Here is a 21,547-nt window from a genome sequence, read left to right on the forward strand (position 1 = left end):
CCGTTTTCTCACACCTCAAAGCGGAAACAGGCTGGTCAGCGGCATATGCGATTTGATGATCGGCGATTTCAGCACCACGAAGCTGAAATATTTGTCGATGCCCACGTCCATATCGGTCAACCGCTCCATGATCGACTGATATTCAACGATGCCAGAGGTGACGAATTTCAGCAGGTAGTCGTAACCGCCCGAAACGAGGTGGCATTCCACCACCTGATCGATCTTTTCGACAACGCCGAGGAAGCGGGCGAAATCGATCTGGCGATGGTTCTTGAGCGTGATCTCCGTAAACACCGTCAGCGTCTGGCCGAGCTTGTTGATGTTGATCTGCGCGGAATAACCCTCGATATAGCCTTCCGCCTGCAGCTTCTTCACGCGCATCAGGCAGGGGCTTGGCGACAGATTGACAAGCTCCGCCAGCTCGACATTGGTGATGCGACCGTTTTTCTGCAATTCGTAGAGGATCTTGATATCGATCCGATCAAGTTTCATCACGTGCGGAACCCCTTTTATGTTTTTTGAACACGCGGCATAAAATTCTGGCGCGGCAAAGGAAATCTTACCACATGAGCGAGCCCTGTCGACGTGGGGATATTTTTTTGATGCAGCATAAAGAGTTGCAGAGGCATCACCCAACAGCAGGAGATTCCGGCAAGAGGCTCAGTCTGGCAGCGTTTACACATCAGCTAGGGTAAATTAGGACGAATATAAGGAGTCCGACCATGCCCGCCCCGCTGCAACAGATCATGACATCGCCGGAACTGCCCACATCCGCAGACGCCGTTATTATCGGCGGCGGCATCGTCGGTGTCTTCGCGGCCTATTATCTTGCCCGACGCGGCCTGCAAGTGGCGCTGGTCGAAAAGGGTCTGATCGGGGCGGAGCAATCCAGCCGCAACTGGGGCTGGTGCCGGCAGCAGAACCGGGACGCCCGCGAATTGCCGATTTCCACCAAGAGCCTGGCGCTCTGGGAAGAGTTTGGCGAAGAGAGCGGCGAGGACACGGGTTTTCGCCGCTGCGGGCTGTTTTACCTGAGCGACAATGAGGCCGAACTTGCCGGCTGGGCACGCTGGCGCGACTTCGCCATTACCGCGGGCGTGACGACCCATATGCTGAGCGCCGATGAGGCGAGCGAACGCGGCCGATCCACGGGAAAGCGCTGGAAGGGCGGCGTGTTTTCGCCGACCGACGGCACGGCCGATCCTTCCATGGCAGCACCCGCCGTGGCGCGCGCCATCATCAAGCTGGGCGGCACGGTGCATCAGAATTGCGCCGCACGCGGGCTTGAAACGGAAAGCGGCCGGGTCAGCGCCGTCGTCACCGAAAAAGGCACGATCCGCACCAAAACCGCCATCATGTCCGGCGGGGCCTGGGCGTCGTCCTTTTGCCGGCAGCTCGGAATTCGTTTTCCGCAGGCGTCTGTCCGCTCCTCCATCCTGTCGGTCACACCAGGTGCTGAAGGCCTGCCGGATGCGCTGCACACCGCCGCCGTTTCGGCAACGAAGAGAAAAAACGGCGGTTACACGCTCGCCATCAGCGGGCTGGGACGCATCGACCCGACGGCACAGCAGATGCGGTTTGCCCGAGAATTCGTACCGATGTTCCTCAAGCGCTGGCGAAGCTTGCGGCCGGGCGGGTTGGAGGGCATTCGCGGTGGCCACGAGACCCTGAAGCACTGGCGCCTCGATGCACCGACACCCATGGAGCGGGTGCGCATTCTCGACCCGAAACCCAATGCCGCCGCCATCCGCGAGACCCATAGAAGGGCGCTGGAGCTTCTGCCCGCTCTGGGCAAAACGCAGATTTCCGCCGCCTGGGCCGGCTTCATTGACAGCACGCCCGACGGCGTGCCCGCCATTGGCGAAACCAGCGAATTGCCCGGCTTCATTCTCGCCGCCGGTTTCAGTGGGCATGGTTTCGGCATCGGACCGGGCGCCGGCCGTCTGATCGCCGATATTGTGACAGGTTCGAGCCCAATCGTCGATCCCACGCCCTATCACCCCAGCCGTTTCCTTGGTTCGTCCTGGGGCAAGGTCGCGGATTTCTGACCCTCCCTTGGTGGGATGCGACGCACATCCGCGCCGGTCAGTTGCGGGATGGCTTCACGCCTTGACCCTCAAGGAACGCGAAGGCGACAGGCCGGCCGGAGGCTTCCGCACCATCTCAACCGAGAATGCGCACGCCATCACCCGGCGCGAAAGATCATCCAAGCCGAGGTAGCTGCCATTCGGCACAGCCCGCGCTCATACGCCCCGCCAGATTTTCTTCCACCAAGACGCAAAACCTCCCTCATGAGCCAAGTTTCGCCGATGACCTGTGAAACAGCGTGCGCACATGGCCTTGATTTTTTGCACCAACATGTAATACAAATTATCATACATGTTGACAAATAACGCATACATGTATGACATTGCAGCAACCGCAAACGCTGCCATATCGGCATGAGGGAGGAATTATGATCATCACCGACGTCGAGGTCCGGGTTTTTCGCACGACGACCCGTCGGCACTCGGACAGTGCCGGTCACGCACATCCGGGTCCGGCGCATCAGGTGGAACAGGCCCTGCTGACCATCCGCACGGAAGATGGTCAGGAAGGTCATTCCTTCACCGCGCCGGAGATCGTTCGCCCCCATGTCATTGAAAAATTCGTCAAGAAAGTCCTGATCGGCGAGGATCATCGCGACCGGGAACGGCTGTGGCAGGACCTTGCCCACTGGCAGCGCGGTTCGGCCGCACAGCTGACCGACCGCACGCTGGCGGTGGTGGATTGCGCGCTGTGGGACCTTGCCGGCCGCTCGCTCAATCAACCTGTATACAAGTTGATCGGCAGCTATCGCGACAAGGTGCTCGCTTATGGGTCCATCATGTGCGGAGACGAGCTGGAAGGCGGGCTGGCGACGCCGGAAGATTACGGCCGTTTTGCCGAAACGCTGGTAAAGCGTGGCTATAAGGGCATCAAGCTACACACCTGGATGCCGCCAGTCAGCTGGGCGCCGGATGTGAAGATGGACCTCAAGGCCTGCGCGGCCGTGCGTGAGGCGGTCGGCCCCGATATTCGCCTGATGATCGACGCCTTCCACTGGTATTCCCGCACCGACGCGCTGGCGCTGGGCCGTGGCCTCGAAAAACTCGGCTTCGACTGGATCGAGGAGCCTATGGATGAGCAATCGCTGTCCTCCTACAAATGGCTTTCCGACAATCTCGATATTCCGGTCGTCGGCCCGGAAAGTGCGGCCGGCAAGCATTGGCATCGCGCCGAATGGATCAAGGCCGGTGCCTGCGATATTCTGCGCACCGGCGTCAACGATGTCGGCGGTATAACCCCGGCGCTGAAGACCATGCATCTGGCTGAAGCCTTCGGCATGGAATGCGAAGTGCATGGCAACACAGCCATGAACCTGCATGTTGTCGCCGCCACCAAGAATTGCCGCTGGTATGAGCGCGGCCTGTTGCATCCCTTCCTCGAATATGATGACGGCCACGATTATCTGAAGTCGCTGTCCGACCCGATGGACCGCGACGGCTTCGTGCATGTCCCTGATCGGCCGGGCCTTGGCGAGGACATCGATTTTACCTTCATCGACAACAACCGGGTGAGGTAACGGGCGATGAAAACGGTGCTCGCCTTCGGAGACAGCCTCACTTGGGGCGCGGACCCGGCAACGGGTCTGAGGCACCCGGCCGAACACCGCTGGCCGGAGGTACTGGAAGCAGAGCTCGCGGGAAAGGCGAAGGTTTACCCCGAGGGCCTTGGCGGGCGCACCACCTGTTATGACGATCATACCGGCCCCGCCTGCCGCAATGGCGCGCGGGCGCTTGAAGTCGCGCTTTCCTGCCATATGCCGCTCGATCTCGTCATCATCATGCTCGGCACCAACGACATCAAACCGGTGCATGGCGGACGGGCGGAAGCGGCGGTTTCCGGTATGCGGCGACTGGCGCAGATCGTCGAGACCTTCATCTACAAACCGCGCGAGGCCGTGCCAAAACTGCTGATCGTCGCCCCACCGCCCTGCGTTGCAGGTCCGGGCGAAGAGCCGGCGGGCGGACGGGATATCGCGCAATCGCTGCGACTTGCACCGCTTTACCGCAAACTCGCCGCCGAACTGGGGCACGCCTTCTTCGATGCCAGATCGGTCGCCAGCGCCTCACCGGTGGATGGCGTGCATCTGGATGCGCCGGCAACGGCCGCAATCGGCCGGGCGCTCGCAGCTCCGGTTAGAGAGATTCTTGGCTGATCAAGCGACACCTGTGGAGGAACCAGGCGCGTGGATCAAAACGTGGAAAGGCCGTATGAACCGGCCGTATTGGGAGGAAAGATGAAACATTTTCTTGCAACCGCAGCGCTTGGCGCCTTGCTGATCGGCGCGATGCCGCTCAGTGTTTTCGCCGAAACGCCGAAAGACCAGCTCATCGTCGCCACGACCATGAGCAACATACTGACCCTCGATCCCGCCGCCATTACCGGCCGCGAGACCGTGCAGGTGCTGAACAATGTCTATGACACGCTGGTCGTGCTTTCCCCGAAAGACCGCAGCGTCCAGCCACGCCTTGCCGAACGCTGGGAAATTGCCGAAGACCGCAAATCCATCCGTTTCCATCTGCGCGGCGATGCGAAATTCGCCTCCGGCAATGCGGTGACGGCAAAAGACGTGGCCTGGAGCCTGAAGCGGCTGCTCGCCCGCAATCTGGCGCAGTCGTCCTTCCTGAAAACCCGCGGTTTCAAGCTGGAAGAGGCCGACAAGCTCTTCGTCGCCGAAAACGACCAGACCTTCGTGCTGAACATTCCAAAACCGGATGATCCCAATCTTCTCTTGATGATCCTAGCGCAGAACGGCCCAGGCTCGATCATCGACAGCAAGACGGCTCTTGAGAATGAAAAGGACGGCGATCTCGGCGGTGCTTGGCTGACACTGAATTCCGCCGGTTCCGGCCCGTTCAAGCTGACGCAATGGAAATCCAACGAATATATCATCCTCACCCGCAACGATGATTATTGGGGGAAGAAGGCCAGCATGAAGCGCATCCTGATGCGCCATCTGCCGGAATCGCAATCGCAGCGGTTGATGCTGGAAAAAGGCGATATCGACGTTGCCTACTCCTTGCAGGCCCCGGATCTGAAATCGCTTGAGGCCGACAAGGCTATCACCATCGAATCCACGCCCGGCTCCGGTTTTTATTACCTCAGCGTTTCGATGAAGGATGAGAAATTTGCGAACAAGAAGGTGCGCGAGGCCCTGCGTTACCTGATCGATTACGCCGGCCTCGACAAGGCGGTCATGCCCTATTACGGCAAGCTGCATCAGCGCTCCCTCAGCACCGGTGTGATGGGTGCGCTTCCGGATCAGGGCTACAAGCTCGACATCGAAAAAGCCAAGGCGCTTCTGGCCGAAGGCGGTTATCCGAACGGTTTCAAGACGACGCTGCGCGTGCTTTCGGAAGACCCCTTTATGAAAGCGGCAACGGCGATCCAGAACACGCTGGCCCAGGCTGGCATTCAGGCCGAACTGATCAGCGGCTCCGGCGATCAGATTTACGGCGCGATGCGCGAGCGAAATTTCGAACTGCTGCTCGGTCGCGGCGGCGGCGGCCAGCAGCCGCATCCGGACAATAATCTGCGCTCCATCGCCTATAATCCCAACAATGCCGATGACGCGAAGCTCACCAATTACCAGAGCTGGCGCACCAGTTTCTTCGATGAGAAGCTGAACAAGATGATTGAGGAAGCGCTGGTCGAGCGCGATGTGGCGAAACAGACAAAGCTTTACGAGGACCTGCAGGGTTACATGGACGAAATCGTCATGTCCATTCAGCCCTTCTCCGAGGTCATCGACACCGCCGCCTTCCGCAGCGACGTCAAGGGCATGATCGTCAGCCCCTGGCTTTCGCGGTTTGAAGAGGTGAGCAAGGAGCGGTGATGCATCCCTCCGCCTTCATCCTCGGGATTGACCCGAGGATGAAGGCGGAGGGAAGCCAATATGGTAGTAGAATGTCGTCTGCAATCCCTGAGGCGCGGCTAAACCCGCGCCACTTCTTTTTCCACCCTACACCCGGCATCACTCCAAAAAAATGCCCGGCAGTGAAGCCGGGCAAGGAAAGAGGATATTATTATCCGTGACGCCCGGAGGAGGACGGTCACGTTCTGGGAGCCGTCACGCGCCTTCATATTCCAGCGAGGCGCCGATCAGTTCGCGGGCATAGGGATGCGTCGCGCCATTGCCGGCGATGGCCCTACGCGGCAGGATTTCGGTGATTTCGCCGCGCAGCATCACCGCGAAGCGGTCGCACATGTGATCGACGACGGCGAGATCGTGGGTCACCATGATATAGGTAAAGCCGCGCTCTTCCCGCAGGCGCTGGAGGAGGTTGAGGATTTCCGCCTGCACCGAGACATCGAGCGCAGACGTCGGCTCGTCTAGCAGAAGCAATGACGGTTCAAGGATCAGCGCCCGGGCGATCGCCACGCGCTGCCGCTGGCCGCCGGAAAGCTGGTGCGGGAAACGATCCAGAAAGGCTACGGGCAGGCCTACATCCGTGATGGCCTTGCGCATGCGCTCTTCGCGGTCGCCGAGCTTGTGGATGGCTAGCGATTCCGAAAGCACGGTGCGCACTGACTGGCGCGGATGCAGCGACCCATACGGGTCCTGAAACACCATCTGCAGCATGCGGCACCGCTCGATCAACGGCAGATCGCGCACCGACCTGCCATCGATGAGGATGTCGCCGGTCCAGAAATCGTTGAGCATCGACACGCAGCGAAGGACGGTGGATTTGCCCGAACCGCTTTCGCCGACCAGCCCGAAACATTCGCCCGGCTCGACGCGGAAGGATACGGAAGGCAGCACTTTCAGCGCAGTAGGGCCGCTGCCGAAGGTGATGGAAAGATCGCGGGTTTCGACTGAAACGGCCATTATACGTTCTCCTCCAGACATTCGGGGCGGCGGTCGAGCACCGCAAGCGGCGCACGCGCGCCGCCAATGCGCGGCTGCGCCGCCAGAAGGCCGCGCGTATAGGGGTGCTTCGCCTGATCGAGATCGCGTGCGGCGAGTGTTTCCACTACCCGGCCTGCATACATGATGAGGACCCGGTCGCAGAAATTGCGCACAAGATTGAGATCGTGGCTGATCATGATGAGGCCGATGCCGCGATCCCGCACCAGACCGTCGAGAATATTCAGCACCTGCAACCGCACCGTTACGTCAAGCGCCGAGGTGGGCTCATCGGCAATGACAAGATCGGGATCGGCAAGCAGCATCATGGCGATCATCACACGCTGGCCCATGCCGCCGGAGATTTCATGCGGATATTGCTCGTAGACGCGGGCGGTGTCGCGGATTTTCACCGCCTCCAGCATGGCCAGCGCCTTTTCCCGGGCTTCCGATTTCGAAGCCTTGAAGTGGCGCAGATAGGTTTCCGTTACCTGATCGCCGACACGGCGGATGGGATTGAGGGAAAATTTCGGATCCTGGAGGATCATCGACATGCGCCGTCCGCGAACCTTCAGCATCTCCTTTTCACTCAGAGACAGAAGATCGAGACCGTCGAAATCCAGCCTGTCGGCGGTTATTGTCGCCGATGGCAGGAGCCGCAGCAGCGCCCTGCCGACGGTGGATTTACCCGAGCCGCTTTCGCCGACAATACCAAGCCGTTCCCGGCCAAGAGTGAAGGAGATGCCGCGCACGGCCTCGGTGGGCGAACCGCCATAGCGAATGCGGAGATTTTCGACATCGAGGATTGGTTTTTCCATGGCCCTATCTCCGGTTCATTTGCTTCGGATCGAGCGCATCCCGCAGGCCATCACCCAGCAGGTTGAAGGCAAGGCTGACGGAAAGGATCGCAACGCCGGGGAAGGTGACGAGCCACCAGCTGTCGAGCATGTAGCGGCGACCGGTCGCGATCATCGCTCCCCACTCCGGCAACGGCGGCTGCGCGCCGAGACCGAGGAAGCCGAGGCCGGCGGCGGTGAGGATGACCGTCGCCATATTCAGCGTCAGGCGGATGAGGACCGAAGGCAGGCACATGGGCATGATCGACTTGACGATGATGCGCAGCGGCGAGGCGCCCTGAAGCCTTGCGGCGGCAATGTAATCCGCCTTGCGGAAGGTCATGGCCTCGGCGCGGGCAAGGCGCGCAATCGGCGGCCAGGAGGTGAGCGCGATCGCGATGATCGCATTGTTGAGGCTTGGCCCAAGGGCTGCGACGAAGGCGAGCGACAGGATGAGGCTCGGGAAGGACAGGAAGATATCCGTGATACGCATCATCACCGTATCGAACTTGCCGCCCAGATATCCGGAAGCCGTGCCGACCAGAAGGCCGACGGGACCGACGATGATCGACACCAGCGAGATGATGGTGAGCGTGATGCGCGCGCCCCAGAGAAGACGGCTGTAGATATCGCGTCCCAACTCGTCCGTGCCGAAGACGTGGCCATTACCCGGCGCCTGCAGCGTGTTGGCGAGATCCTGCGCGTAAGGGTCATGCGTCGCTAGCCAGGGCGCGAAAATCGCGGCGATGACGAGCACCAGCAGGACGGCCAGACCGAAGGCCGATGTCGGGCTTTTCAGCAGGAAAACGACGATGTTCTTCAGCGCGTTCAAGGGCGCCGGAAGGCGGAAGGAAGTTTCTGCGCGGGCCGTCATCAGCGGGTCCTCGGATCGAAAAAGCGGTAGAGAATGTCGGATATGAGATTGAGCCCGATGAAGATGACACCGACGATAAGCACGCAGGTCATCACGGCATTCATGTCACCGATGATAAGATTGCTAGTGAGATATTGGCCGAATCCCGGCCAGGCGAAGACGGTCTCGATGAGAACCGCCCCTTCCAGCAGCGAACCGTAAGCAAGGGCGATAATGGTGACGAGCTGCACGCGAATATTCCCAAAGGCGTGCAGCCACACCGTCTGGCGTTGCGACAGGCCTTTGACGCGGGCGGTCGTCACATATTCCTGGCCCAGCTGGTCCAGCATGAAGCTGCGCGTCATGCGGGTGATATAGGCAGAGGAGGAATAACCGAGCAGCGCGGCGGGAAGGATGAGGTGGTTGATGGCCGACCAGAACACTTCCATATCGCCCGCAAGCAGGCTGTCGATCAACAGAAAGCCCGTGCGCTCCTCCACCAGACCGATATAAAACTGGTCCATACGACCACCGCCGCCGACAAGGCCGAGATGGGCGTAAAAAACGATCAGCGCGATCATGCCGGTCCAGAAAATCGGCATCGAATGGCCGAAGAGGCTGAGCACGCGTACCAGATGATCCTGCCAGCGGTCTTTATTGACCGCGGCATAAACGCCCATGGGAATGCCAAGGCCCGCGCCGATCAGGATCGCGAAGGTCGCAAGCTCCATCGTCGCCGGCATGACCCGGATGATATCCTGGATGACGGGCTGGCCCGTGCGGATCGAGGTTCCGAAATCACCGGTGAAGACATCACCGAGATAATAGATGAACTGCTGCCAGAGCGGACGGTCGAAACCGAGCGCATGATAGACCTGTTCATAGGTTTCGCGCGTCGCGTCCTCGCCCACAATCGCCCGCACGGGATCGGCGGGCATCAGGCGGCCGATAAAAAAGGTCAGCAGCAGCAATCCAAGCAGCGTAACCGCAATACTTCCGATCTGGCCGGAAAGGCCATAAAGCGAAAGGCGTCTTTTTGACATGATTCCTCCCTTGCCAGAGATCGATTGCGCGAGCGACCAAAGCGTAATCCTGTCTGACAACTATTCACAAGTTGTCACAGGTGTTGGAGGCTGTCAAGCGAGTACCGGCGAAATCCGTATCGCCCAGGAATCGGAAGGCGCGCCGAAGCCGTCGGGCTTTCGTTTTGCTTTGGGAAAAGCACATGCATTGTGGCACCAGCAAAAGCCTGTATTCTCCCAACTCGCGGAATGCGCGGACACCTGTCCCGGCGATGATGCCGATGACACCCGCGCCTTCAGGGGGAGAAATATGGTTGACGTGACACTTCTGGCATTTGCCGTGGTCGCTTTTATCGGCATTGCCACGCCCGGCCCTACCGTTTTGCTCGCGCTTACAAATGGTTCAAGATTCGGAGTACGCCGCGCCATGATCGGCATGGCTGGCGCTGTTCTCTCGGATTTTGCCCTGATCGGCGCAGTAGCCCTAGGATTGGGGGCGTTGCTCGCCGCTTCCGAATTCTGGTTCGATGTCGTCAAATGGGTGGGCGTCTGCTATCTAGCCTTCCTCGGCATCATGCTTTTGCGCTCAAGAGGCATGCTCGATGGCGCCCTTCAATCCGCAGAGGCCAACGGGGCTGCTTCCGCAAATTCGATCTTCCTCAAGAGTTTTCTCGTGGCGGTCACCAACCCCAAGGGATATCTGTTCTTTTCCGCTTTCCTGCCGCAATTCATTGATCCCGCTGCACCGCAGATTCAGCAATATGCGGCGCTTGCGCTGATCTTCGCCGCCATCGATTTCATCGTGATGTTCGGATATGCCCTGCTCGGCTCGCAGGCCGTCCGGCTGCTGCGGAAATCCGGAGCCCTGTGGCTCGACCGGATTTGCGGCGGCGCGCTTCTGACGCTCGCCGCCTCGCTAGCCTTTTATCGGCGGGCTACCGTTTAACCCATTGACCTATAAGCAGTTTTTGGATCACTCAGCGGCAGTGCGGGAGCGCAGAAGCACCTTATAGCGCTCAAGACTGCCGCGCAGATGCGCCGCCATATATTGGCGGGCGGCATCGGCATCACCTTCGATGATGGCGTCGACGATCCTCGCATGCTCCTCCTGGAGATGCAGGTTATAATCCTTCGGACGCGATCCAGGCGCAGCACCCTGCAATTCGCCGCGAGGAATGATGCCGGAGCGAATGAGCTGAAGAAACTCGGGAAACCGCCTGTTCTGCGTCGCCTGCGCAATGGCCAGGTGGAACTCGAAATCAGCGTCCCGCGTCGGTAGACCGGCAGCGAGACAGTCGCCGATGCGCCGGTGCGCATCCACAATCGCCTCCACCTGCACGGCGGAACGGCGCGATGCCGCAAGCCCGGCGGATTCGACCTCGAAAACGGTGCGCAATTCCAGCAATTCGATCACCGAGGAAATCCGTCCCACGGCCAGATCGTTGAAAGGCAGCTCCTTGGCCGGTTTTACTTCGACGGCAAAAACGCCCGCGCCCTTGCGGGCTTCAACGAGGCCATCGGCGCGCAGAATGGCGATGGCTTCGCGTACTACTGTGCGGCTCACCGAATATTCCCGCGTGAGTTCGCTTTCGCTCGGAAGACGGTCGCCGGGGCGAAAAACGCCTTCGGACAAATCCCGCCGCAATGCCGAACTGATTTTCGCCGCGAGCGATACCCCTTGCTTCGTGCTGCTCTCAACGTCCATTCCGGCCCACCTGTTTTAAACTTGTCTGGCATGTTAGCAAACACCCGCCACATTGCAAGGGCCGCGCCTCCGCACCGCCGGGACGGTTGGCCGCCCTCACGCCGCAGCCATGGCCGAACTGCTGGAAAAGCGGCTTCTATATTCCCCCGGTGAGAGGCCGAGAATGCGGTGGAACACCCGGCGAAAGGCGGCGGCGTCCTCATAACCCACCGACCAGGCGATCTGATCGACAGAACGGCGGGTGAATTCCAGCAATTCCCGCGCCTTGCCGACACGCAGATGCTGAACATATTCGATGGGCTTCATGCCGGTCGCCGCCTTGAAGCGGCGCAGGAAGGTCCGCTCTTCCAGCCCGGCATGGCCGGCCATGTCGGTAACGCTCGTCGCCCGCCCGGCGCGGGCCTGCAGCCAGTGCTGCACCTTCAGGATCGGCTCGTCGCCATGCGTCAGCCGCGGGGCGAAGCTGCTATAATGGCGCTGTTCACGCCCCGAGGGATCGATCAGCAGGAACTTGCCGGTCTCGATCATCACCGAAGGTCCGAGCAACCGGTCGACGATGCGCAGGCCAAGATCGGTCCACGCCATCAGCCCGCCAGCCGTGATGATATCGCCATCCTCAATGACGATCTTGTCTATCTCCAGCCGGATATCGGGAAAACGCTCGCGGAAACGCTCGGCAAACAACCAGTGGGTGGTGGCCGGGCGGCCGGACAGGAGGCCCGTTGCCGCAATCATGAAGGAGCCGCCGCAACTGGCGGCAAGCGTCGCCCCCTGCGCGTGGCGATCCAGCAGCCAGCGGGCATAAGGCTCGGCCTCCTCGATTTCGGCTGGCCCGGTCAGCCTCCCGGGTACGATAAAGATATCGGGATGCCCCGGCCCTGGATCGGTATCCTGACAGCGCGAGAATTCACCGCCCTCCCCCATACTCCAGTGACTGACCCGCAATTTCGGCCCGCCGCGATCCTGAGAAAATACCGATGCGATGGCAAAAAGATCGGTGATCCCATGCACCATGGCGATCTGACAGTCCCTATAGAGGACCAGCCCCACTTCCAGCGCGCTTCCTGTTACACCTGCCATGACCCACACCCCGTTTTGTCAGTTTCGGCTCGTTTTCTGTCAGAAGCGCCAATCCAGTCCCGGCTATCTCCAGAGTATCTCTATTCCCACGGGACGCAAGCAAGCTCCCTGCAACAGGAGAGAAAGCCATGACAACGATCACCACCAGAGACGGAACGCATATCTTCTACAAGGACTGGGGCCCGAAAGACGGGCAACCCATCATCTTCTCCCATGGCTGGCCGCTCAGCGCCGATGCCTGGGATGCGCAGATGGTGTTCTTCGCCAATCACGGTTTCCGCACCATCGCCCATGACCGCCGCAGCCACGGCCGCTCCGATCAGGTCTGGCATAACAATACCATGGATCAATATGCCGACGACCTGGCCGAGCTGATCGAACAGCTCGATCTTCACGACATCATTCTGGTCGGCCATTCCACCGGCGGCGGCGAGGTGACGCGCTATATCGGCCGCCACGGCACGGCCCGGGTTGCGAAAATCGCCCTCATCGGCGCAGTGCCGCCGCTGATGCTGAAGACGGAAAGCAACGCCATCGGCCTGCCGATCGATGTTTTCGACGGCATCCGCAAGGGCACCTATGACAATCGCAGCCAGTTTTTCAAGGACCTGACCATTCCCTTCTACGGCTACAATCGCGAAGGCGCCGTGATATCCGAAGGCATCCGCGACGAATTCTGGCGGCAGGGCATGATGGGCGGCCTGAAAGGTCAGCTCGACAGCATTCGCGCCTTTTCGGAAAGCGATTTCCATCAGGACCTGAAGGCTTTCGACAAGCCGACGCTGGTTTTGCACGGCGATGACGACCAGATCGTGCCGGTCGGCGCGTCGGCGCTCTCCACGGTCAGAATAGTCAAACATGCGATCCTCAAAATCTACGAGGGCGCCGACCATGGCCTGACGCAGACCCATCAGGACCGGTTCAACGCCGACCTTCTCGCCTTCATCAAGGGCTGAAACCGCCAGACACAGGAGACACGGACATGACACACAGTACATTTCTCATCACCGGCGCATCTGACGGCATCGGTGCGGTCTATGCCGAACGTCTGGCAAAACGCGGCCATGACCTCATCCTCGTGGCGCGGCGTGCCGAAAAGCTGAAAGCATTGGCCGCACGGCTGGAAAAGGATCATCACATCGCAGTCGAGGTTCTCCCCGCCGATCTTTCCAAGGCGGAAGACCTCGAAAAGGTGGAAGAGCGGCTGCGCGACGACCGGCGGATTACCGGCCTCGTCAACAATGCCGGCATTGCCGGGGAAGGCGCAATCACGGCGCTGGACCCGGCCTATGTCACGACGATGATCAACCTCAACATTCTTGCCGTCACCCGGCTTGCGGCGGCCATCGCGCCGCGCCTTGCCGACGATGGCAAGGGCACGATCATCAACATCACTTCGGTCACGGCGCTGATGCCGGCGGCATTCACCGCCGTCTACCCGGCCACCAAGGCCTTCGTGCTTGCCTTCACCGAAGCGCTGCAGGCGCAGCTTTCACCCTCCGGTGTGCGGGTTCAGGCCGTCCTGCCGGGCATCACCCGCACGGCGATCTGGGAAGAGGAACGGCTCGACGCCATTCCGGCCGCCATGGTCATGGACGTTTACGAAATGGTGGATGCGGCCCTTGCCGGTCTCGACCTTGGTGAGACGCTGACCATTCCTTCCCTGCCGGATACGGCTGATCTTGAAAATTTCCTTGCAGCGCGCGCGGCGTTAAGGCCCAATCTGTCGCATGCACTTGCCGCCCGCCGGTATCGTGCAGCCAAAACCGAATAGAGGGAGACGTATCATGATCCTCGGACTGACCATTCCCCAATTCACGGCATTGCATGTGGGCTTAAGCTTCATCGGCATCGCCGCCGGACTGATCGCCCTGCCCGCTTATGCGGCGGGGCGATGGATGCCCCGCATGACGGCGATTTTTCTCGTCACCACGCTTGCCACCACGCTTACCGGCTTCCTGTTTCCTATCGGAAATTTCACGCCGGCACTCGGCGTCGGCATCATCTCGACGCTCGTTCTGGCAATCGCGCTGGTTGCGCTTTATGGATATGGTCTGAATGGCAGGGCGCGCATCATTTATACGATCACCGCCACGATCAGCCTTTACCTCAACATGTTCGTGTTGATCGTTCAGGCATTTCTCAAGGTCGAAACACTCAACAACCTGGCGCCGAACGGCAATGAGCCGCCCTTCGTCGTCGCCCAGACGGTTCTGCTTGTTGCAGCCATCTGTCTCGGCTGGAAGGCGACACGCCGCAGGCGCGCCGTCTAAGCGAGCCCGAACTCGAACCGGCTTCCACGAAAATGCCTTGTGCCTCCATATTCAGGCCGCAAGGCATTTTTCACATACAGAAGACAGGCAATCTCCGTCCAGCCGTCACAAAACGAAGAAATCCCATCTCTAGGATTTCCTTCCGAACCTTTCCTGAACAATGCAGCAGGAAATATCCGGAACGAAGCCATTTTGCGGCCTTGCAAACACACAATATACATTATATAATAATATATATTAAGTTATAGTAACAGGAGATGCCGATGAATGCCGTGAAGATCAACGAGCGTCTGACAGTTGCGGGCCAGCCGATGATCGACGATTTCCCATTGCTCGCCGCCCAAGGTTATAAAAGCATCGTCAATACCCGGCCTGATGGTGAAGAGCCCGGACAGCCGGGCAATTCCCAGGAAAAAAGCGCCGCCAGCGCCGCGGGCATGGATTATGGTTTCATCCCGGTCAGCGGCCCCACCATCACCGAAGCCGATATCCGCGCCTTCCAGCAGAAAATGACGGAAGCGGAAGGCCCCGTTTTTGCCCATTGCAAGGGCGGCGCCCGCGCGCTCACGCTTCACGTTCTCGGGGAAGCTCTGGATGGGCGCATCGAAAGAGAGGATATCGAGGCTTTCGGCAAGGCGCACGGCTTTGACCTTTCCGGCGCCACCCGCTGGCTGGAACGGCGCGCAGCGGCGGTTCCGCACGTCAAGGCATTCTTCGATCCGCGCACATGGAGCGTGCAATATGTCGTGTCCGATCCCTCGACCAAGCGCTGCGCCATTATCGACCCGGTCTATGATTTCGATGAGAAATCCGGCGCAACCGGAACGATGAATGCCGACGCCATTCTGGACTATGTGGATAACCAGGGTCTGACGGTGGAATGGATTCTCGATACCCATCCGCATGCCGACCATTTTTCCGCTGCCCATTATCTCAAGCAGAAGACCGGTGCGCAGACAGCTATCGGCGCGAAAGTCACCGGCGTCCAAAAGCTCTGGCAGGAAAAATACAACTGGCCGGATCTAGAAACCGACGGCTCGCAATGGGACCGGCTGTTCGAGGCGGGCGACAGGTTCAATATCGGCTCACTGGAAGCGCGCGTGCTGTTTTCGCCCGGCCACACGCTGGCCTCCGTTACCTATGTGGTAGGTAATGCCGCCTTCGTGCACGATACGCTTTTCATGCCCGATTCCGGCACCGCGCGCGCCGATTTCCCCGGCGGCAGCGCCAGCGAACTCTGGGCGTCCATTCAGGCCATTCTCGCCCTTCCCGACGAAACACGGCTTTTCACCGGCCACGATTATCAGCCCGGCGGCCGCACGCCTAAATGGGAAAGCACGGTCGGCGAACAGAAACGCAGCAATCCGCATCTTGCCGGCGTGACCGAGGAGGATTTCATCCGTCTCAGGCAAGCGCGGGATCGCACATTGCCGATGCCGAAGCTCATTCTCCACGCCCTGCAGGTCAATATTCGCGGCGGCCGCCTGCCAGAGCCGGAGGCGAATGGCAAGCGTTATCTGAAATTCCCGCTCGACACGCTGGAGGGCAGCACATGGTAAAGGAAACCACGCTGGAAAAGCCCCGGCACAATGCTGAAATTCCCCTCCCCGCCATGCAAGAGCGGGCTGTCGAGGTCGCGCTGCTTCTTAAAACGCTTGCCCACCCGGCGCGGCTGATGCTCGCCTGCACGCTGGCGCAGGGGGAGTTTTCCGTCGGTGAGCTGGAGGCAAAGCTGGATATTCGCCAGCCGACGCTCTCCCAGCAGCTGGGCGTGCTGCGGGAAGCCGGCGTGGTCGAAACCCGGCGCGACGCCAAGCAGATTTTTTACCAACTGAGCGAAGCGAAAGCAGCGCAACTGATCGAGGCCCTTTACACCATATTCTGCGCGCCAGAGGAGCAGACCCCGTGAGCCCCTATTGGTCCTCTCTTTTTGGCGGCATGCTGCTCGGTCTTGCCTGCATTCTGCTGTTTCTTTTCAACGGCCGTATTGCCGGCATCAGCGGGATCATGGGCAAAATGCTCGGCAGGGAGCGGCGTCTTGCCGATCTCGCCTTCGTCGCCGGCTTGCTGGCCGGACCTTATATCTATGCCGTAGCGTTCGGCCGGCTGCCGGCCATCACCATTGTTTCACCATGGCCGCTCACCCTCATTGCCGGCCTGCTGGTGGGTTTTGGCACGCGCATGGGCTCTGGCTGCACGTCCGGCCATGGCATCATGGGGCTGGCGCGATTTTCCCGGCGCTCCATCGCCGCGACCGCCACCTTCCTGATCACCGGCATCTGTGCCGCGACGATAACTGGAGCCCTGTCTTGAAAAATCCAGCCGTGGCAAGTGTTTTCCTGGCATTGGCCGCCGGAGCCCTGTTCGGCTTTGGCCTCTCGCTTTCAGGCATGGTTGATCCGGCCCGCGTTTCCGGCTTTCTCGACGTGGCGAGCGGCCATTGGGATCCGAGCCTGGCATTCGTTCTCGGCGGTGCAGTGATGGTCGCCGTGCCGGGTGTGCTGCTTAGCCGGCGTCTCGCCAAACCGGTTCTCGCTGAGGATTTCAGCCTTCCCGCAAAAAACCGCATCGACCGGCCGCTCATAACAGGCTCGGCCATTTTCGGCATCGGTTGGGGGCTTGCCGGTTTCTGTCCCGGCCCGGCAATATCGGCTCTCGCCCTTGGGCTGATGCCGGTTGTTCTTTTCGTCGGCGCCATGATTGCCGGCATGCTGATCCACGACCGCCTCTACGCAAAGCAGCCATGAAGGCAAGGCTCGTTCGGCGCGGGGAAACCGGCCGTCGCGCGAGGCTGGAAAGCTCCCGCGCGACGGCGTGTGATTATTAGAGGTCGATCAGGCTTTTGCCCGTCATTTCCGGCGGCAGCGGCACATTCATCAGTTGCAGCAGAGTGGGCGCGACATCGGCGAGAATGCCGTCATGCAGCTTCGCACCTTCCGGGCCGCCGAAAAGGATCACCGGCACCGGATTGGTGGTGTGGGCCGTATGCGGGCCGCCGGTCACGGGGTCGACCATGGTTTCGCAATTGCCGTGGTCCGCAATGACAAGCATCGCGCCACCCACTTTTTCGAGGGCGGCAACGACCGCACCAAGCCCACGATCCACGGCTTCACAGGCCTTGATTGCGGCCTGCAGATCGCCGGTATGACCCACCATATCGGGGTTGGCGTAATTGGTGACGATCAGATCGTAACCCTTGCCTATCGCCTCGACGAATTTTTCCGTCACCTCCGGCGCGCTCATCTCCGGCTGCAGATCGTAGGTCGCGACCTTCGGGGATTTCGGCATGAAGCGGTCTTCGCCGACTTCCGGCTCTTCCTTGCCGCCATTCAGGAAGAAGGTGACATGCGGATATTTTTCCGTTTCGGCGAGACGAAACTGCGTCAGCCCCTGCTTTGCCACCCAGGCGCCCAGCGTATTGACGATATCGCGCTTCGGATAAGCCGTCGTCATGAATTCATTATGGCGAGTGGAATATTCCACCATGCCCAACAGCGCTGAAAGCACAGGCTTTTCGCGCGAAAAACCATCGAAATCGTCCGCCCCTATGGCGAGCAGAATTTCACGGGCACGGTCGGCCCGGAAATTCAGGCAGAACAGGCCGTCGCCGGCCTTGAAGCCCTCATAGCCGTCGATCACCGTCGGCAGGATGAATTCGTCGGTGACATTGTTCCTATAGCTCTGGGCAACGGCGCTTACCGCATCCCGCGCGTGTTCGCCTTTCGCCAGAACCATGGCGTCATAGGCTTTCTCGACGCGCTCCCAGCGGTTGTCGCGATCCATCGCATAATAGCGGCCGATCACCGTGCCGATGCTTGCCCCCTGCGGCAGGCTCGCCACCAGCGCCGCCACAAATTCTTCAGCCGATTGCGGCGCGACATCGCGGCCGTCGGTGATGGCATGTACCACCACTTTCAGGCCGTGGCTGATCATCAGCCTCACCGCCGCCTGACCGTGGAGAATATGGCCATGGACGCCGCCATCGGAAACGACGCACATCAGATGCGCCACACCCTCCGCGGCCTTCACGGTGGCGGCGAAATCAAGCATCGCCGCATTGCGGAAAAAGCTGCCATCCTCGATCGCCAGATCGATCTGGCCGAGATCCATGGCAACGATGCGGCCGGCGCCGATATTGGTGTGGCCAACTTCCGAATTTCCCATCTGCCCGGTGGGCAGGCCGACATTCGGGCCGAAGGTGGTAAGCCTCGCATTTGGGCAGGTTGCGAAAAGCCGGTCCATGGTGGGCGTATTCGCCAGCACCGGCGCATTGCTGGATGTGTCCTCGTTCAGCCCCCAGCCATCGAGAATAGTCAGGACAACGGGTTTGGGAGTGCGCATGGGAGGACCTTCTTCTTCATTCGGTTGCCGGCGGAGAGCGGACCGCCGGGCACCGGAGCGCCCTCGTCCGCCAATGTGATCATGATGAGAAAACATGCTTCTCGTTCTTCTCTTCTATACCCGAAGATAACGAACGCAAGCCTATACCGACACCGAAACAGTTCCATGAAGCCGGAGCGCCTCATGGAAGAAAAGCTTATTACGAATGAATCTTCAGCCGTCGATAAAGATCAGCGCCGGTTTTTCCATAAGCGCCTTCACGGCCTGGATGAATATCGCCGCATCCCAGCCATCGACAACCCGGTGATCGAAGCTCGATGAGAGGTTCATCATCTTGCGTGGCACGAAGCGCGTCCCATCCCACACCGGGCGCGTCACGATCTTGTTGACGCCGATAATCGCCACCTCCGGGTGATTGATGATGGGTGTCGAGACCACACCGCCCAAGGCTCCCAGCGAACTGATGGTGATGGTGGAGCCCATCAATTCTTCCCGATGGGCCGTGCCGGTGCGGGCGGCTTCGGCGACGCGTGCGACTTCGTCCGCGCATTCCCAAAGACCGAGCGTTTCCGTGTGGCGCACGACCGGAACGGTGAGGCCCGACGGCGTCTGCGTGGCGATGCCGATATGAACCGCCTCGTAGTGGCTGACGACCCCTTTTTCGTCATCGAAAGTGGCATTCATGCCGGGGTGATCGGCAACGGCTTTCACCAGCGCGCGCATCAGAAACGGCAGGATCGTCAGTTTCGGTTGCCCGGAACGGCGATTGCCGTTCATGGTCGCGCGCAAATCTTCCAGATCGGTCACGTCGACTTCTTCGACATAGGTGATATGGGGAATGCGGGAGGCGGAAAGCACCATCTTCTCGGCAATCTTGCGCCTGAGCCCGGTTACCTTCACCTCTTCGACAGCGCTATCGTGGGGCGCTATCGGCTCGGGGCGGTCCGGCCGTCCCCGCACGGTTAAAAACCCGTCGAGATCGGCATGGGTGATGTGCCCGTCGGGCCCCGTTCCCTTGACCTTGGTGAGATCGATATCGAGATCGTCGGCGCGCTGGCGAACGGCGGGAGACGCCAATGGTTTATGATGCGGTTCGGCGGCGGGCGCCGGCGGCGCCTCCTCGGCCTCTCGCGCCGCAGGCTGGGTTTCAACAGGTGGCGGCGTGTCCGTCATGTCGACAGGCGCTTCCGTCATCTGGGTGGGCGCTTCCGCTTCCGGCGCGCTGCCATTGGGAGCGGCGACGGCGACATCGGTTTCGATGCGCAGCAGCGGCGCCTTTACCGGCACGGTATTTCCAACCGTCACGGCGAGCCAGGTGACGACGCCCGCCACCGGGGATGGGATTTCCACCGTCGCCTTGTCGGTCATCACCGCGGCCAGCACCATGTCCTCATGGACGAGATCGCCCGGTTTGACGTTCCATTCCACCAGTTCGGCTTCCGCAACACCTTCACCGACATCGGGCATCGTGATAACAAATTCCGCCATAATCAGGCCTCCATGACGTCGACAAGGGCGCGCCCGACGCGGGCCGGCCCCGGAAAATAGTCCCATTCCTGCGCATGGGGGTAAGGCGTATCCCAGCCCGCGACGCGGACGACGGGAGCCTCGAGGTGATAAAAACAATGTTCCTGCACCAGAGACACGACTTCGGCTCCGAAACCCGAAGTCAGCGTTGCCTCATGCACCATGACGCAACGGCCTGTCTTGGAGACAGACTTGACGATTGTATCGAGATCGAGCGGCAGCAGGCTGCGAAGATCGATGATCTCGGCATCCACGCCAGTCTCTTCCGCCGCCGCCAGCGCCACATGCACCATGGTGCCATAAGCGATGACGGTGACAGCGTTTCCGGGTCGGCGTATCTCCGCCTTGCCGATGGGAATGGTGTAGTGCCCTTCCGGCACCTCCCCCATCTCGTGTTTGGACCACGGCGTCACCGGCCGGTCGTGATGGCCATCAAAGGGACCGTTATAAAGCCGCTTGGGCTCCAGAAACATAACCGGGTCGGGGTCTTCGATGGAAGCGATCAGCAGCCCCTTGGCGTCATAGGGATTGGAAGGAACCACCACCTTCAGCCCGCAGACATGGGTGAAAAGCGCTTCCGGGCTCTGACTATGCGTCTGCCCACCAAAAATACCGCCGCCGGTCGGCATTCTGAGTACGATGGGGCAGGTGAAATCACCATTGGAGCGATAACGGATACGCGCTGCCTCCTGGGTGATCTGGTCATAGGCGGGATACATGTAATCGGCGAACTGGATTTCGACACAGGGCCGCAACCCATAAGCAGCCATGCCGATGGCCGTGCCGACAATGCCGGATTCACTGATCGGCGCATCGAAACAGCGGGTCTTGCCGTATTTTCCCTGCAGCCCCTGCGTGGCGCGGAAGACCCCACCGAAATAGCCCACATCCTCGCCGAACACCACGACATCGTCGCTGCGCTCCATGGACACATCCATGGCGCTGCGGACGGCTTCGATCATCGTCATTCTTGCCATGT

The 21,547-nt window shown here is 60.3% G+C and carries 22 protein-coding genes; 12 read left to right on the forward strand and 10 right to left on the reverse strand.

What is annotated here, in order from left to right; all coding sequences use genetic code 11:
• Positions 1-15: 15 nt before the first annotated feature.
• Complete coding sequence (locus AGR1_RS17785; RefSeq protein ID WP_003506856.1) at positions 16-492, reverse strand: Lrp/AsnC family transcriptional regulator; 477 nt, start codon at positions 490-492, stop codon at positions 16-18.
• 230 nt (positions 493-722) lie between these two features.
• Between AGR1_RS17785 and AGR1_RS17790 the strand changes: the two genes are divergently transcribed.
• The 4 genes from AGR1_RS17790 (at position 723) to AGR1_RS17805 (ending at position 5,920) form a co-directional block, all read left to right on the forward strand.
• Positions 723-2,048 carry an FAD-binding oxidoreductase gene (locus AGR1_RS17790; protein WP_149147736.1) on the forward strand — a complete coding sequence of 442 codons (1,326 nt, stop codon included), beginning with the start codon at positions 723-725 and terminating at the stop codon, positions 2,046-2,048.
• Positions 2,049-2,455: 407 nt separating this feature from the next.
• Entirely contained in the window at positions 2,456-3,604 is a 1,149-nt protein-coding gene (locus AGR1_RS17795) for a mandelate racemase family protein (protein ID WP_080795566.1), read from the forward strand.
• A gap of 6 nt (positions 3,605-3,610) precedes the next feature.
• Positions 3,611-4,240, forward strand: coding sequence for an SGNH/GDSL hydrolase family protein (locus AGR1_RS17800; RefSeq protein ID WP_080795564.1), 630 nt, complete (start codon positions 3,611-3,613; stop codon positions 4,238-4,240).
• A gap of 81 nt (positions 4,241-4,321) precedes the next feature.
• Positions 4,322-5,920 carry an ABC transporter substrate-binding protein gene (locus AGR1_RS17805; protein ID WP_149147737.1) on the forward strand — a complete coding sequence of 533 codons (1,599 nt, stop codon included), beginning with the start codon at positions 4,322-4,324 and terminating at the stop codon, positions 5,918-5,920.
• 234 nt (positions 5,921-6,154) lie between these two features.
• On the opposite strand, the gene AGR1_RS17810 is transcribed toward AGR1_RS17805, so the two are convergent.
• From AGR1_RS17810 to AGR1_RS17825, 4 genes are read right to left on the reverse strand one after another with little or no spacing between them, the layout of a single operon-like run.
• Positions 6,155-6,913, reverse strand: a complete 759-nt coding sequence (locus AGR1_RS17810) for an ABC transporter ATP-binding protein (protein WP_149147738.1) — start codon at positions 6,911-6,913, stop codon at positions 6,155-6,157.
• Positions 6,913-7,749, reverse strand: coding sequence for an ABC transporter ATP-binding protein (locus tag AGR1_RS17815; protein WP_149147739.1), 837 nt, complete (start codon positions 7,747-7,749; stop codon positions 6,913-6,915). The genes AGR1_RS17810 and AGR1_RS17815 overlap by 1 nt, the downstream gene beginning before the upstream one ends.
• A gap of 4 nt (positions 7,750-7,753) precedes the next feature.
• A complete protein-coding gene (locus AGR1_RS17820) occupies positions 7,754-8,641 on the reverse strand; it encodes an ABC transporter permease (RefSeq protein ID WP_149147740.1) in 888 nt (295 codons plus the stop codon).
• Positions 8,641-9,663 (reverse strand): ABC transporter permease, encoded by a 1,023-nt coding sequence (locus AGR1_RS17825; protein ID WP_080795552.1) that lies wholly within the window; start codon positions 9,661-9,663, stop codon positions 8,641-8,643. Before AGR1_RS17825 ends, AGR1_RS17820 begins: the two co-directional genes overlap by 1 nt.
• Before the next feature lie 289 nt (positions 9,664-9,952).
• Here AGR1_RS17825 and AGR1_RS17830 point away from each other — a divergent pair, with 289 nt between their 5' ends.
• Complete coding sequence (locus AGR1_RS17830; protein WP_149147741.1) at positions 9,953-10,588, forward strand: LysE family translocator; 636 nt, start codon at positions 9,953-9,955, stop codon at positions 10,586-10,588.
• 27 nt (positions 10,589-10,615) lie between these two features.
• On the opposite strand, the gene AGR1_RS17835 is transcribed toward AGR1_RS17830, so the two are convergent.
• Both AGR1_RS17835 and AGR1_RS17840 read right to left on the reverse strand, forming a co-directional pair.
• Positions 10,616-11,347 (reverse strand): FadR/GntR family transcriptional regulator, encoded by a 732-nt coding sequence (locus AGR1_RS17835; RefSeq protein ID WP_149147742.1) that lies wholly within the window; start codon positions 11,345-11,347, stop codon positions 10,616-10,618.
• A 96-nt stretch (positions 11,348-11,443) separates the two neighbouring features.
• Entirely contained in the window at positions 11,444-12,427 is a 984-nt protein-coding gene (locus AGR1_RS17840) for a GlxA family transcriptional regulator (protein ID WP_080795541.1), read from the reverse strand.
• 128 nt (positions 12,428-12,555) lie between these two features.
• Here AGR1_RS17840 and AGR1_RS17845 point away from each other — a divergent pair, with 128 nt between their 5' ends.
• From AGR1_RS17845 to AGR1_RS17875, 7 genes are all read left to right on the forward strand, one after another.
• Entirely contained in the window at positions 12,556-13,383 is an 828-nt protein-coding gene (locus tag AGR1_RS17845) for an alpha/beta hydrolase (RefSeq protein ID WP_149147743.1), read from the forward strand.
• 26 nt (positions 13,384-13,409) lie between these two features.
• Positions 13,410-14,201, forward strand: coding sequence for an SDR family oxidoreductase (locus AGR1_RS17850; protein WP_149147744.1), 792 nt, complete (start codon positions 13,410-13,412; stop codon positions 14,199-14,201).
• Between the two features lie 13 nt (positions 14,202-14,214).
• Positions 14,215-14,700 carry a hypothetical protein gene (locus AGR1_RS17855; RefSeq protein ID WP_149147745.1) on the forward strand — a complete coding sequence of 162 codons (486 nt, stop codon included), beginning with the start codon at positions 14,215-14,217 and terminating at the stop codon, positions 14,698-14,700.
• 263 nt (positions 14,701-14,963) lie between these two features.
• Positions 14,964-16,259, forward strand: a complete 1,296-nt coding sequence (gene blh, locus AGR1_RS17860) for a bifunctional sulfur transferase/dioxygenase Blh (protein WP_080795526.1) — start codon at positions 14,964-14,966, stop codon at positions 16,257-16,259.
• Positions 16,253-16,609 (forward strand): sulfite-sensing transcriptional repressor BigR, encoded by a 357-nt coding sequence (gene bigR, locus AGR1_RS17865; protein ID WP_149147746.1) that lies wholly within the window; start codon positions 16,253-16,255, stop codon positions 16,607-16,609. Before blh ends, bigR begins: the two co-directional genes overlap by 7 nt.
• On the forward strand, positions 16,606-17,013 hold the full coding sequence (locus AGR1_RS17870; RefSeq protein ID WP_121459752.1) for a YeeE/YedE family protein: 408 nt from the start codon (positions 16,606-16,608) through the stop codon (positions 17,011-17,013). The genes bigR and AGR1_RS17870 overlap by 4 nt, the downstream gene beginning before the upstream one ends.
• Entirely contained in the window at positions 17,010-17,447 is a 438-nt protein-coding gene (locus AGR1_RS17875) for a YeeE/YedE family protein (protein WP_149147747.1), read from the forward strand. The genes AGR1_RS17870 and AGR1_RS17875 overlap by 4 nt, the downstream gene beginning before the upstream one ends.
• A 76-nt stretch (positions 17,448-17,523) precedes the next feature.
• Here the strand turns inward: AGR1_RS17875 and gpmI are convergent, their stop codons facing one another.
• The 3 genes from gpmI to AGR1_RS17895 form a co-directional block, all read right to left on the reverse strand.
• The gene (gene gpmI / locus AGR1_RS17880) at positions 17,524-19,041 is read right to left on the reverse strand and encodes a 2,3-bisphosphoglycerate-independent phosphoglycerate mutase (RefSeq protein ID WP_080795516.1); all 1,518 of its coding nucleotides are present in this window, start codon (positions 19,039-19,041) and stop codon (positions 17,524-17,526) included.
• 213 nt (positions 19,042-19,254) lie between these two features.
• Positions 19,255-20,529: a dihydrolipoamide acetyltransferase family protein gene (locus AGR1_RS17890; RefSeq protein WP_080795511.1), complete on the reverse strand. Its 1,275-nt coding sequence runs from the start codon at positions 20,527-20,529 to the stop codon at positions 19,255-19,257.
• A gap of 2 nt (positions 20,530-20,531) precedes the next feature.
• On the reverse strand, positions 20,532-21,545 hold the full coding sequence (locus tag AGR1_RS17895) for an alpha-ketoacid dehydrogenase subunit beta (RefSeq protein ID WP_065118089.1): 1,014 nt from the start codon (positions 21,543-21,545) through the stop codon (positions 20,532-20,534).
• Positions 21,546-21,547: the final 2 nt, after the last annotated feature.

The organism is Agrobacterium sp. B1(2019), assembly GCF_008274755.1.
Taxonomy (GTDB): Bacteria; Pseudomonadota; Alphaproteobacteria; order Rhizobiales; family Rhizobiaceae; genus Agrobacterium; species Agrobacterium salinitolerans.